Consider the following 12,493-nt stretch of genomic DNA (forward strand, 5'->3'; position numbering starts at 1 on the left):
CAGGGTAGGACTCCGCCGCGCTTACTGCTTATCCGGATGCAGTGCCGAATAGCCGACCCTGACCGGCTTCACGCCTTCCATCACCAGCGCGTAGCTGACGTTCTCGAACGTGCGGAAGACCATCGCATGGGCGGCGTACTCGTCCGGCAGGGTGACCCGGCCGGCACCGCTGGTCAGCGAATCGTCCATCCGCGACGAGTTCGGGTAATCCATGCGGTGGGCCACATGGCGGCCCTGGCGCCACAGCGAGAACACGGTGCCGTTGTCGACCCCGTTGGCACTGCCGGCGGAGATCGCGATCACATCGCGCGGGCCGCCGGAGGTGAAGGTGTCGGCGACGGCCAGCACGCGCACGTCCAGATCGACGGCCTGCGGCGCGGGCACATGCGGCACGAACTGCAGGTCGTACGGGCGGGCCTCGACCGGAACCAGGCGGTCACCGGCGCGGACTTCACGGCCGTCCACCTGGCCCTGCAGCACCAGCGAGGTCACCTCGACACTGCCGCTCTGTACCCGGCTCACCGTGCCGACGTTGATCTGGGCCAGTTCGTAGCCCAGCGTCTGGTGCCGCTTGCTCGGCACGATGAACGTCTTCCAGAGGTTGCCGCTGCCGGGCGTGGTATCGCCGCGGGCATTGAGGTCTTCGGTCGGCTTGGGCAGGGCGTACTGCACCGTCGGGCGGACCACCGCGTAGCGCTGGCCGACCTGGGCGTTCTCCAGGCCGCGCACATAGGCAGTCTGGCCGGTGGTGGCGCGCAGGCGGTTTTCTTCCAGATTGACCACGTAGGGCAGCGACTTGACCTCGTCGACCACGCTCAGCTGCTTCAGGAAGGGCTCGACCTGCTCCAGCGGGACGCCGTTGATCGGGGCCTCCTGGCGCGGGCCGGGCTGGGCCACGACGCGGTCCAGATAGGCCAGGCTGAGCACGTCACCCGGGTAGATCAGGTGCGGATTCTTGACCTGCGGGTTGGCCTGCCAGATCTCCGGCCACAGCCAGGGCTTCTGCAGGAAACGCGCCGAGATGTCCCATAGCGTGTCCCCTTTGCGCACGACATAGGTATCCGGGTGCCCGCCATTCATTTCCACGGCGGTAGCATAGGTAGCGACGGTCAGCATCGCCACGGCGACGACCGTACGAGTTCGTTCAAACATAGATGTGGTGCCTGATTCCCCAACAGGTTCGCGCACTATAGTCCAGAAACCGGGGCGCGGGGCAAGCGTTGGCGATAGAATCTCGCTGTACGCCGCTTCGACCGGCGCCCCCTACCGGTATTTGCCATGGCCCTCCTGCCCATTCTCGAATTTCCCGATCCGCGCCTGCGTACCAAGGCTGCGTTGATCGATGCTGCCGACGTGACCACGCCGGCGTTCCAGACCCTGATCGATGACATGTTCCACACCATGTACGACGCCCCGGGCATCGGCCTGGCCGCCAGCCAGGTGGACGTGCACAAGCGCTTCATGGTGATCGACGTCAGTGAAGAGAAGGACACCCCGATGGTGTTCATCAATCCTGAGATCGTCGCCAACGAAGGCGGCCAGGTCTATCAGGAAGGCTGCCTGTCGGTGCCGGGCATCTTTGCCGACGTCACCCGCGCCAACCAGATCACCGTGCATTACCTGGATCGCCACGGCGTGGCCCAGGAACTGACCACCGACGGCGTGCTCGCTGTCTGCGTGCAGCACGAGATGGACCACTTGGACGGCAAGCTGTTCATTGATTACCTCTCGCCGCTCAAGCGCGAGATGGTGCGCAAGAAGCTGGCCAAGCAGCGCAAGCACGTTGCCTGAGGTGATTGCAGCGACCGCCGCGCGGGATGACCGCGCGACGTGTCCTGTCGCGCGGCGCCGCACATCGGCGCCGTTTTACGTTCTGTTAGTGGGGTCGCCATGAAGATTGTCTTTGCCGGTACGCCGGCGTTCGCCGTGTCCTCGCTGCGTGCCGCAGCCCGCCACCATGAAGTGGTCGCGGTGTACACGCAGCCCGATCGCCCCGCTGGCCGTGGCCGTGGCCTGGCCCCGTCGCCGGTCAAGCTGGAAGCGATCGCACGTGGCATCCCGGTGTTCCAGCCGGAGAGCCTCAAGACCCCCGAAGCCCAGCAGCAGCTGCGCGATCTGGCGCCGGACCTGATGGTGGTGGTGGCCTATGGGCTGATCCTGCCCAAGGCGGTGCTGACCATTCCAACCCACGGCTGCTGGAACGTGCACGCCTCGCTGCTGCCGCGTTGGCGCGGTGCCGCGCCGATCCAGCGTGCGATCCAGGCCGGCGATACCGAAACCGGTGTCTGCCTGATGCAGATGGACGCCGGGCTGGATACCGGCCCGGTGCTGCTCAAGCAGCACATCGCGATCGGCGCCAACGACACCGGCGGTCAGCTGCACGATCGTTTGGCCGCCTTGGGTGAGCAGGTGCTGTCCGATGGCCTGGGCCTGCTGCGGGCCGGCATCAAGCCGATCGCGCAGCCGCAGCCGGAGGCCGGCGTGACCTATGCGCACAAGCTGGACAAGGCCGAAGCCCGTCTGGACTGGGCGCAGGACGCCCACGCGCTGGCACGCACCGTACGTGCGTTCAATCCGTGGCCGATCGCCGAGGCGATGCTGGCCGGCGAACGCGTCCGCATCCATGGCGCGATCGCGCTGGATGACAACCAGGGCAAGGCCCCGGGCACGCTGCTGGCCGCCTCGCGCGACGGCATCGACATCGCCTGTGGCCAGGGTGCGCTGCGCCTGCGTGTGCTGCAGCGTGAGGGCGGCAAGGCGATCACCGCCGCCGACTACCTCAATGCCCGTCGCGATCTCGGCATGGGTGCCTGACATGACCAACGCGCGTTCCGGCAAGCCTGCAGGCCCCTACACCGCCCATACCGCCCCCGGCGTGCCCACCCGCGTGCTGGCCGCGCGCGTGCTGGCCCAGGTGATCGGCCGCGGCCGTTCGCTCAAGGCCGAACTGGCCACCGCCTTGCCGACCCTGGACGACAGCCGCGACCGCGCGCTGCTGGAGGCGCTGTGCTTTGCCGTGCTGCGTCGCCGGGCCGCGTATGACGCCGCACTGGCGCAATGGATGCCGCGGCCGCTGGGCGTGCGCGAAGACGAACTGCGCGCGCTGCTGCTGGTCGGCTTCGCCCAGCTGGACGCACTGGAGCTGCCGGCGCACGCCGCGCTCTCGGCCACGGTCGACGCTGCGCGTGCGATGGGCCGTGATCGCCAGGCCGGCATGGTCAATGCGCTGCTGCGCCGCGCCCAGCGCGAAGGCATTCCGCCGCTGCCGGCGCGCGATGCCTTCCCGCTGTGGATGGCCGAGAAGATCGAACAGGATTGGCCGGACGAGGCCGACGCGGTGTTCACCGCGAGCCTGCAGGCCGCGCCGCTGTGGCTGCGGGTCAACCGCCAGCACAGCACTCGTGAGGCGATGCTGCAGCAGTTGGCGGCAGCCGGTATCGAGGCTGAAGCATCGCGCGTGGGTGCCGATGCGATCCGCCTGCCAGTGCCGGTCGCGGTCTCCGCGCTGCCCGGGTTCGCCGATGGCGCGCTGTCGGTGCAGGATCTGTCTGCCCAGCAGGTGGCCGATGCGCTGGCGCCGCGCCCGGGTTCGCGGGTGCTCGATGCCTGCGCCGCGCCGGGCGGCAAGGCTGCCCATCTGCTGGAGCGCGATCCGACCCTGCAACTGCTGGCGTTGGACATCGATGCGCGCCGGCTCAAGCGCATCAGCGAAACGTTCGCACGCACCGGCGTGGGCCAGAACGCGAAGGTGCTGGCGGGCGATGCAACCGATCCGGCCAGCTGGTGGGACGGGCAGCTGTTCGACACCATCCTGCTGGATGCGCCCTGTTCGGCCACCGGCATCATCCGCCGCCAGCCGGATGTGCTGGCGCATCGCCGCGCGACCGACATCGAGGCGCTGATGGCCTTGCAGGCGCGCCTGCTGGATGCCTGCTGGACGATGCTTACCCCGGGCGGAACCCTGCTGTATGCGACATGCTCGATCCTGCGCGATGAAAACCAGTTCCAGGTCGAAGCCTTCCTGCAGCGCACCCGGGATGCGGGCTTCCTGCCGCTGGGAGAGGCGTATGGCCACGATTCCTGGGCCGGGCGCCAGCGCCTGCCCGGTGAGGACGGTGCTGACGGCTTCTTCTATGCACGTCTGCTAAAGAAGGGTTGAACCGAACCCGGCTAGAATCCCGCCCCATGCTTAAAAACCGCGCATCCCGAGAGTTCTGGCTGCTTGCCCTGATGGCCCTGCTCGTTCTGGGGGCCGGCCTGGGCATGCGTGATCCGTGGCCCTCCGACGAGCCCCGGTTCGCGCTGGTCGCAAAGCAGATGGTGGAGAGCGGGGACTGGCTGTTCCCGCATCGGGGCACCGAGTTGTACTCGGACAAGCCGCCGATGCTGATGTGGTCGCAGGCCGCGCTGTACTCGCTGATCGGCGACTGGCGGGTGGCCTTCCTGCTGCCCTCGCTGCTGGCCGCGCTGGGCACACTGGCCTGCGTCTATGACCTGGGCCGCCGCCTGTGGACGCGGCGGGTCGGGCTGTACGCCGCCTGGGCGCTGCTGTTCGCGCTGCACTTCACCTTCCAGTCCAAGAAAGCCCAGATCGATCCGCTGGTGGTGGTCTTCATCACCCTGGCCAACTACGGCCTGCTGCGGCATCTGCTCAGTGGCCCTGCGTGGCGCTGGTGGTGGCTGGGCTGGTTCGCCGCCGGGCTGGGGGTAATCACCAAGGGCGTGGGCGTCATCGCATTGCTGATGATCGTGCCGGCCGCCGTGGCCTCCGTGCTGGGCTGGCCGCGGGTCAAGCTGCATGTCCGCGACTGGCGGTTCTGGGTCGGGCCGCTGGCCTTCGTGCTGGCGATCGCGCTGTGGCTGGTGCCGATGGTGGTGACCGCACTGGGCAGCGGTTCGGCCGAGTACCGCGCCTATCTGGACGACATCCTGTTCCGGCAGACCGCCAAGCGTTACGCGCAGTCCTGGGATCACCACCAGCCGTGGTGGTATTTCCTGGGTACGATGCCGTCGATGTGGATCCCGGCCTTCCTGGCGATTCCCTGGGCCATCCCCGCCTGGCGCCGACGCCTGCAGCGCCGCGATGCGCGCTACCTGCTGCCGCTGGTGTGGTGGTTGTTGATCGTGCTGTTCTTCTCGATCCCCAACGGCAAGCGTGACGTCTACATCCTGCCGGCGCTGCCGATGTTCTGCCTGGCGCTGGCGCCGCTGCTGCCGGGGCTGCTGCGCAAGCGCACCTTCCAGTGGTTGCTGGGCGGCTTCGTGGCGCTGCTGGCTGCCGGCCTGCTCGGCATCGGCATCTCGATGCTGCTGGGGCAGCCGGGCTTCGAGCGCAAACTGATTCTGGATCGCGGCATCGACACCGCGGTGACCTCCGGCCTGGGCTGGGTCGCGGTCGCGTTGGGCTGCTGGGCGGTGCTCACCCTGTGCATCGCCGGCGTGCGCCGCTTCCATCTGGCCGTGGTGGCGACGCTGACCATGGCCTGGGTAGCGTTCGGGCTGATCGGCTACCCGCTGTTCAATGACTCCAGTTCCGCCCGCGGCCTGATGCTGCAGGTCGGTCAACGCATCGGCCCGGAGGCCGAACTGGGTCTGGTCGCCTGGAAAGAACAGAACCTGCTGATGGCCGACCGTGAGGCCGCCACCTTCGGGTTCAACCGGCGTTGGGACCGGCAACTCGCCGACGGAGTCGCCTGGCAGGCCGCACAGCCGCAGCAGCGTTGGCTGCTGGTCCAGGAGGACGCGCTGCTGGCCTGCGTGGACCGCACCAGCGCCGAACTGGCCGGGGTCGCCAACCGTCGGCGTTGGTGGTTGGTAAGGCCGGGCGACATCCACGGCCCGTGTGTGGCCAGTGCCGAAGAACAGGCGCGCGAACGCGCGCTGCACCGGATCGACGGCGATGAGTGAATTCTGTAATGCTGGCCGCCTCCTCGGGCGGATACCGCAGGTCCGTGGGCGCCGGTCGCGTCCAGTGCAATCACGGGCGTGCATGCCTGCGTGTGGCAATCGAGGTTGGCAATGACGTTCTCCGCTGCATCCGAGCCGGCCACGCCCGTTTCCCTGCCGCCGCTGCAGGGGCGTGCCGGTGTGGCCCATTGGATCGCCACCGTGGGCCTGTTCTGCATGCCCGCGCTGGTGCTGACCCTGCCCCAGAACCTGTTGCCCTACGGCATCCTGTTGCTGCTGAGCACGCTGCTGGCGCCGGATTACCTGTGGCGCGCGCGTGGCCTGGCCGGGCAGCCGGTGAAGGCCCTGACCTGGCTGGTGGTGGCCGCGATTGCCTTTGCGCTGCTCTCGATCTATCTGTTCGAGCAGGGCCTGCGCGACATCGACAACCGCTCGCGGTTCGTGGTGATCCCGTGGATCGCCCTGTGGGTGTGTGCACTGCGGCCGGACATCCGCTGGCTGTGGGGCGGGGCGCTGGCCGGCCTGCTCGGCACCATGGTGCTGTCGATCCTGCAGGTGGCCGGCGGCGCGCCACGCGCTGATCTGAGCACCAACGCGATCGTGCTGGCCGACATCGTGCTGGTGCTGATGGTGCTGCTGGTGTTCTGCCGGCCGCACCAGCGCTGGACCTGGGTGATCGTGGGCATGGTCGCCGGTTGCGTGACCATCGTGCTCAGCGGCAGCCGCGGCGTCTGGCTGGCGCTGTTGGCACTGCTGGTGGTGATGGCGATGAGCCTGCGCTGGCGCACCGGCCGCGCGCGCCTGGGCGTGCTGTTGGCGCTGGTGGCGATCGCCGGCACCTTGACCCTCACCATCCCGAGCCTGCGCGAGCAGGTACGCCTGACCGAGCTCAAGCACGACGTGGTGCGGATGGAGCGCGGTGACAGCGACTCCTCCGCCGGCGCGCGCGTGGAGCGGCTGCAGGTGGCCTATGAAACCTTCCTCGATCACCCGCTGACCGGCGTGGGGATCGGCCATTTCGACAGCGCCATGCAGCGCCTGCCGGTGTGCCGGGATGATCCGAGTGAGCAGCGTTGCCATCTGGGCCACGCGCACAACGATCTGGCCGAGTGGGCCGCGACCCAGGGCGCGCCGGGCCTGCTGTTGCTGCTGGCCATCTACGGCGTGCCGCTATGGGTGTTCACCGGCCTGCACCGGCGCAGCGGCGAGCAGACCTTCCGTGGTCCGGCGGCCGCCGGGATCATGGTGGTGGTGACCTATGTGCTGTGCGGGATCACCCAGTCGATGTTCGCGCATCAGATCACGGCCAGCTTCTACGTCACCATCGTCGGCCTGCTGGCCGGGCTGTCGATCGTCCAGGGGTACACGCGGCGCCTGGCGCTGGCGTCGGCCGGGGCTCAGGCGCCGGGCTGATCCCGCGGCGGGTCGGTGAGCGGCTGCCCGTTCTGCAGCATCCACAGCATGATGGTCTTCTGGCGCACGTAATTGGCGCGTACGTAGGCGTAGACCAGGCCGTGCCAGCCATCGCGGAAGCCGCCACGCAGCAGCAGCCCGCGCCAGAACCGCCACGCCGGCGCCAGGATCAGTTTGGGCAGGGTGGCGCGCTTGCCGCGCGCGAACTCGTGCTCGGCCATCATCCGCGCGTAGCGCTGGGTCTTGAGCAGCTGCTGCTCCAGCGAGCGGTAGGGGTAATGGATCAGGTCGCCGCGCAGGGTACCCACCGCACCATCGACGCTGGCCGCCTCATGGATCTCACGCTTGCCGCGCCAGCCGCCATGGCGGCGGTCGAACAGGCGCAGGACCCGGTCCGGGTAGGCATTGCCATGCTTCAGGAACTTGCCGAAGTACGCGGAGAGCCGTGCGAACCGGTAGCCATGGTGGCCGGCGAAGCCGTTGGCCTGGGCGGACAGGATCGCCTCGCGCAGGGTGTCGCTGATGCGCTCGTCGGCGTCCAGGCACAGCACCCAGTCATGCGCGGCCTGCTCGACGCAGAACGCCTTCTGGCTGCGGAAGCCATCGAACCGGCGTTGCAGCACCCGCGCCCCGGCGGCCGTCGCGATCGCCACGGTGGCATCGGTGGATTGCGAGTCCACGACGACGATCTCGTCGCAGAAGGCCAGCGAGGCCAGGCAATCGCCGATGCGGTCGGCTTCATTGAACGCGATAATGCAGGCCGAAATGCGAGGCCGTTCAGTGGGAGCGGTCGAGGAGGACATGATGGCCGAGTACCTGCTGTTTGCGACGGAGCGTTATGCGCTGCCCATTCTCGCCCCTCTGGCGCAGGCGTTGCACGCATCCGGTCAATCGGTGTCGGCCTGGTTCGCCGATGGCGCCGCCGGGGCCTCGCTGCCCGGCGTGCCCAATGTGGCCCTGAACGAGGCGCTGACACTGCGCCCGCGCGCGGTGTTCAGCGCCGCCAACTGGGTGCCGCCGTTCATCGCCGGGGCCAAGGTGCAGGTCTTCCACGGCTTCAACGTGCAGAAGCGCGACAGTGCCCGCGGCCACTTCCGGGTGCGCGGTCTGTTCGATCTGTACTGCACCCAGGGCCCGGCCACGACCACCCCGTTCCGCGAGCTGGCCGCGCGCGAGGGCCACTTCGCCGTGGCCGAGACCGGCTGGCCCAAGCTCGATCCGCTGTTCCGCGATGACGGTGGCTTGAGCGCCGGATTGCGCGTGCCGGCACAGGGCCGCCCGGTGATCCTGTTCGGCTCGACCTTCACCGAGCGGCTGAGCGCCGCGCCGCATCTGTACGAGCAGATCGCGGCCGATATCGGCCGCGGCGAGCACTACTGGCTGCTGACCCTTCACCCCAAGTGCGCCCCGGAGCTGTTCGAGCGCTTCCGCGCGCTGGCCGGTGCACATGCGCGCTTCATCGAGCCGGAACAGGTGATGGCCGCGCAGCGCGCCGCCGATGTGCTGGTCTCGGATACTTCCTCGATCGTCTCCGAGTTCATCGTGCAGCACAAACCGGTGGTGACCTTCCGCAACCGGGTCCCGCAGCCGCACATGATCGATTTCGACGACGCCACCCAGCTGCCGGCGATGCTGGCCCAGGCGTTGGATCCAGCGCCCGCCCTGATGGCCGAGATCCGCCGGTACGCGGACACCATCCATCCGTTCCGCGATGGGTATTCCTCCGAGCGGGTGATCGCTGCCACCGAGGATTTCCTGTCCGGTGAACTCGGCGCGCTCAAGCGCAAACCGTTCGGTGCGTGGACGCGCGGCCTGCAGATCCGCAAGGATCTCGGGTACTGGGGGCCGGCGAAGCGGTAGCGTCACCAGGTAGATCCACGCCATGCGTGGATGCGCTCCTACCAGCGCAGGCGACGCTTCGCCAACGCACGGCCCAACTGCTCGTACACCGCACGCGCCTCCGCTTCCGGCAGGTACTGCAGCACCAGCGGCGTGCCCATGCCTGCACCCGCGGTATCCAGCCATACGCTGGCGGTGCCCAGCCGGCGGTCCAGCGGCGAGCGGGTCAGGCGCAGCGCCTGCAGCTTGTCCAGTTCGGCAAAGCGCCACCAGCGCTGCCACCAGCCACCGCGCACGGCGACGTAGTCGTCATCCAGGTGATAGCCGATGCGCGCCATCTGCCGGTACGCGCGGAACGCCGACCACGGCAGCCATAGCAGCACCAGCGCCCCCCACGGCCCGCCGTACCAGATCGCCGCCGCCGTCAGCAGCGGAACCAGGCACAGCGCGCCCAGGCACAGCCGCCACCAGCCGCGCCTCTGCACCGGCTGCCAGCGCGCCGGCGGCCACTGCAGGTGTGGCAGCAGATGCTGGACCAGCCCATCGCAGACGGCCGGCGTCGCCAGCGGCGCCAGCTCACGCAGGTCGCGGCGCTCGCCTTCGCCGGGGTTGCCTGCAGCAATATCGATACGCAGTTGCCGGCGCTGGAACCAGCGCTGCAGCGCGCTCTCGCGCAATGTCCACGCCTGGATCCGGCGCCGCGCCACGCTGGTGCGCATGCGGGTTAGAAGCCCACTGGCCACGGTCAGCCGGCGCTCGTGCTCACTGAGCCGGAAGCCGTAATAGCGCAGCAGCGCGAGCCCCACCGACAACACCCGCAGCATCACCCAGAAGCCCACCACGGCGACTACCGCGGCCATGGTCCAGAGCCACATTCCGGGATGCAGGTGGCTGGCATACCCGAAGGCCTGGCGGCCGCCGGCTTCGATCACATCGGAGACGCTGCCACGCGGGAACAACTGCACCATCGCGCCCAGCACTGCCACCACCACGACCCAGCCGCGGTTGGAGAGCAGGCCGATACGGACCACCTCGCCCGGGCTCAAGGCGAGCAGCACATCCTCGGCCGGTTCGGCCGCAGCGGCTTCACCCTCGGCCGTGGCCGGCACTGCCTGGCCTCGCTGGCGTACCAGGCGCTCCAGTGCGAGCGCCTGATCGAGTTTGAGCACCCGCATTTCCGCTTCGGGGCGATGGCCACCGGCCGATTCCAGCTTCAGCTCGGCCACGCCGAACAGGCGGTGCAACGGGTTCTGGTGGACAACCACGTTGTGGATGCGGGCGAAGGGAATCTCGCGCCGATTGCGCGCGAACACCCCGCTGCGCACGGTGATGGCCGACGCGCCGATCCGATAGCGATAGGTGAGGTACTGCAGCACCGAGTACGCGACCAGCGCCACCACGGCGATCACCGGGCCGAGTGACAGCCACAGCTCATCGCGGTCGCCACGCTGGCCGAACACCACCAGCGCGATCAGCGGTACCAAGCCCTGGCGCAACTGCATCAGCAGCACGAACAGCCACGACCAGGGATGCAGCCGCTGCTCCGGCGCGGCATCAAGCGGCGGCGGGGTACTCACAGCGCGTCGTCGTCCTGGTCCAGCTGGTGCGCCAGGGTGTCGCGCAGGCGCTCGGCATCGGCGCTGTCCAGCCCACTGAGCGTGACCGCACTGAAGCGGCTGCCGGCGGTATGCACGACCAGCGTGCTCAACCCGGCGCTGCGTTCGATCGGCCCACGGCGCAGATCCAGGTGCTGCACGCGCGAGGTCGGTACACGGGTTTCGTTCTGCCAGAGCAGGTCGCGGCGCAGGCCGAGGCCTTGGGCATCCAGCCGCCAATACGTGCGGCGCTGGCGGCGGAACGCGAGGGCCGCACCGATCAACGCGCCGAGTACGACCATGCCGGCCGCACCCCACCAGCGGCCCGGCAGATCAAAGACCACCCAGAGCGTGCCGAGCACGCCGCCGAGCATCAGTGCGCCAGCGATCGCACCACCGAACGCGGCCAGCGAGGCCGAACGCAGCGGCATCGCCTGCCAGTCGGGGGCAGGCGGCAACGGCGGCAGGGGCGGCGGCACGGGAGTGTCGAGGAGATCGGACAAGGCAAGGCGCTCGGCTGGGGAACGGGCCGGGCGCATGCATACAGGTGCAACCGCCCGTGGCGCAGACGGTAGCAGGTTGCCGTGGGCTATTGCGCGGCCTGGATCAGCGCGTCGACATCGAGCAGATGGCCAGCGCGTTCGGCCTTGGTGCGCAGGTACTGCTCGTTCTCGGCGGTGATGTCGCCGGTCACCGGCACGCAGTCGACGACGTCGATGCCGGCATTGCGCAGGCGCTGGGCCTTGGTCGGGTTGTTGCTGAGCAGCTGCACGCGGCTCACGCCCAGGCCCTGCAGCATCGCCACGGCACTGCCGTAGCGGCGCTCATCGGCACCGAAGCCGAGCTGGGCATCGGCGTCGATCGTGTCCAGGCCGTCGTGCTGGTACCCGTAGGCGCGCATCTTCGCGGCGATGCCGGTACCACGGCCTTCCTGGTCCAGGTACAGCAGCACGCCGCCGCCAAGCTCTTTGAGCTTGCGCAGGCCGCGCCGCAGCTGGTCGCCGCAGTCGCACTTGAGCGAGCCGAACAGATCGCCGGTCAGGCAGGAGGAATGCACGCGCACCGGCACCACGGCGGACAGATCCGGGGTGCCCACGATGATCGCGACCTGGTCACGCTGGGCCACGCCGCCGCGGAACACCGCGAATTCGGTCATCCCGACCTCGCGCAGCGGCACCGGCGAGCGGGCCACCAGTTCATACGCATGCGCGGCCTGTTCGGCGCCCTGGCTCAGGTCGCACAGCGAGACCTGCGCGCAGTCGTCGAAGCGGCGGTCATCGGCGGTCAGCAGCACGCCGACCATCGCCGGCAACAGCAGGCCGAGGCGGGCGATCTCCACCGCGCCATCGTCCAGCGCTTCGCCACCGGTCCAGCCCGGCGGCATCGCACCCGGGTCGCGCAGGTAGCTGAGCGAGGGCAGGGCATCGAAGTCGATGCCGGCCAGCGGCACGCGCGCGCCACGTTCGGCACTTACCCCGAGCACGCGGGCGCGGGTGGCGGTGAGGAACAGGTAGTGGCGATCTTCCGCGGCCGCCGCAAAGGCGCTGAAGCTGGTGCGGGTGCTGCTGTCCAGTGCGATGAACGCCAGGCGCTGGCCGTGGCCATCGTCGATCACCACCGGGCGGCCGGCACGCAGTTCGGCCACCGCGCGCTCGCAGCGGATCGCGGCCGGGTCGCCGAACAGGGAAGAAGCAGGGGACATGTCAGGGGCCGTGGGGGACATCGTGGTTTCCACAGTG

At 69.0% G+C, this 12,493-nt stretch carries 11 protein-coding genes; 6 read left to right on the plus strand and 5 right to left on the minus strand.

Going from position 1 to position 12,493, the window contains the following annotated elements; translation table 11 throughout:
* Positions 1-21 precede the first annotated feature (21 nt).
* Positions 22-1,152: a LysM peptidoglycan-binding domain-containing protein gene (locus ABE483_RS09020; protein WP_313209054.1), complete on the minus strand. Its 1,131-nt coding sequence runs from the start codon at positions 1,150-1,152 to the stop codon at positions 22-24.
* A gap of 126 nt (positions 1,153-1,278) precedes the next feature.
* Here ABE483_RS09020 and def point away from each other — a divergent pair, with 126 nt between their 5' ends.
* The 5 genes from def to ABE483_RS09045 all read left to right on the plus strand — a co-directional run bounded on the left by def (position 1,279) and on the right by ABE483_RS09045 (position 7,320).
* Complete coding sequence (def, locus tag ABE483_RS09025; protein ID WP_313209055.1) at positions 1,279-1,791, plus strand: peptide deformylase; 513 nt, start codon at positions 1,279-1,281, stop codon at positions 1,789-1,791.
* A gap of 99 nt (positions 1,792-1,890) precedes the next feature.
* Positions 1,891-2,814, plus strand: a complete 924-nt coding sequence (gene fmt, locus ABE483_RS09030) for a methionyl-tRNA formyltransferase (protein ID WP_313219500.1) — start codon at positions 1,891-1,893, stop codon at positions 2,812-2,814.
* Position 2,815: 1 nt separating this feature from the next.
* On the plus strand, positions 2,816-4,159 hold the full coding sequence (rsmB, locus tag ABE483_RS09035; protein WP_313209057.1) for a 16S rRNA (cytosine(967)-C(5))-methyltransferase RsmB: 1,344 nt from the start codon (positions 2,816-2,818) through the stop codon (positions 4,157-4,159).
* Between the two features lie 26 nt (positions 4,160-4,185).
* Entirely contained in the window at positions 4,186-5,907 is a 1,722-nt protein-coding gene (locus tag ABE483_RS09040) for a glycosyltransferase family 39 protein (RefSeq protein ID WP_346462931.1), read from the plus strand.
* Positions 5,908-6,018: 111 nt separating this feature from the next.
* Positions 6,019-7,320, plus strand: coding sequence for an O-antigen ligase (locus ABE483_RS09045; protein ID WP_313209059.1), 1,302 nt, complete (start codon positions 6,019-6,021; stop codon positions 7,318-7,320).
* Here the strand turns inward: ABE483_RS09045 and ABE483_RS09050 are convergent.
* The gene (locus ABE483_RS09050) at positions 7,305-8,123 is read right to left on the minus strand and encodes a glycosyltransferase family 2 protein (RefSeq protein ID WP_346481550.1); all 819 of its coding nucleotides are present in this window, start codon (positions 8,121-8,123) and stop codon (positions 7,305-7,307) included. The two genes, ABE483_RS09045 and ABE483_RS09050, sit on opposite strands and share 16 nt — an antisense overlap.
* Here ABE483_RS09050 and ABE483_RS09055 point away from each other — a divergent pair.
* Positions 8,122-9,180, plus strand: a complete 1,059-nt coding sequence (locus tag ABE483_RS09055; protein ID WP_346465903.1) for a CDP-glycerol glycerophosphotransferase family protein — start codon at positions 8,122-8,124, stop codon at positions 9,178-9,180. The two genes, ABE483_RS09050 and ABE483_RS09055, sit on opposite strands and share 2 nt — an antisense overlap.
* A 38-nt stretch (positions 9,181-9,218) precedes the next feature.
* Here ABE483_RS09055 and ABE483_RS09060 read toward each other — a convergent pair whose 3' ends face one another.
* The 3 genes from ABE483_RS09060 to ribA form a co-directional block, all read right to left on the minus strand.
* Positions 9,219-10,736: a PH domain-containing protein gene (locus ABE483_RS09060; RefSeq protein ID WP_346465833.1), complete on the minus strand. Its 1,518-nt coding sequence runs from the start codon at positions 10,734-10,736 to the stop codon at positions 9,219-9,221.
* Entirely contained in the window at positions 10,733-11,185 is a 453-nt protein-coding gene (locus tag ABE483_RS09065; RefSeq protein WP_313209113.1) for a PH domain-containing protein, read from the minus strand. Before ABE483_RS09065 ends, ABE483_RS09060 begins: the two co-directional genes overlap by 4 nt.
* 158 nt (positions 11,186-11,343) lie before the next feature.
* Complete coding sequence (gene ribA / locus ABE483_RS09070; protein WP_313209062.1) at positions 11,344-12,477, minus strand: GTP cyclohydrolase II RibA; 1,134 nt, start codon at positions 12,475-12,477, stop codon at positions 11,344-11,346.
* Between the last annotated feature and the right edge of the window lie 16 nt (positions 12,478-12,493).

This window comes from Stenotrophomonas sp. TWI602 (assembly GCF_039674045.1).
In the GTDB taxonomy this organism is placed as follows: domain Bacteria; phylum Pseudomonadota; class Gammaproteobacteria; order Xanthomonadales; family Xanthomonadaceae; genus Stenotrophomonas.

What these genes read in the sequence shown, in the direction of transcription:
- ABE483_RS09020 (WP_313209054.1), bottom strand. Translation starts at nt 1,152, where the DNA reads ATGTTTGAACGAACTCGTACGGTCGTCGCCGTGGCGATGCTGACCGTC.
- def (WP_313209055.1), top strand. Translation starts at nt 1,279, where the DNA reads ATGGCCCTCCTGCCCATTCTCGAATTTCCCGATCCGCGCCTGCGTACC.
- fmt (WP_313219500.1), top strand. Translation starts at nt 1,891, where the DNA reads ATGAAGATTGTCTTTGCCGGTACGCCGGCGTTCGCCGTGTCCTCGCTG.
- rsmB (WP_313209057.1), top strand. Translation starts at nt 2,816, where the DNA reads ATGACCAACGCGCGTTCCGGCAAGCCTGCAGGCCCCTACACCGCCCAT.
- ABE483_RS09040 (WP_346462931.1), top strand. Translation starts at nt 4,186, where the DNA reads ATGCTTAAAAACCGCGCATCCCGAGAGTTCTGGCTGCTTGCCCTGATG.
- ABE483_RS09045 (WP_313209059.1), top strand. Translation starts at nt 6,019, where the DNA reads ATGACGTTCTCCGCTGCATCCGAGCCGGCCACGCCCGTTTCCCTGCCG.
- ABE483_RS09055 (WP_346465903.1), top strand. Translation starts at nt 8,122, where the DNA reads ATGATGGCCGAGTACCTGCTGTTTGCGACGGAGCGTTATGCGCTGCCC.
- ABE483_RS09050 (WP_346481550.1), bottom strand. Translation starts at nt 8,123, where the DNA reads ATGTCCTCCTCGACCGCTCCCACTGAACGGCCTCGCATTTCGGCCTGC.
- ABE483_RS09065 (WP_313209113.1), bottom strand. Translation starts at nt 11,185, where the DNA reads ATGCCGCTGCGTTCGGCCTCGCTGGCCGCGTTCGGTGGTGCGATCGCT.
- ribA (WP_313209062.1), bottom strand. Translation starts at nt 12,477, where the DNA reads ATGTCCCCCACGGCCCCTGACATGTCCCCTGCTTCTTCCCTGTTCGGC.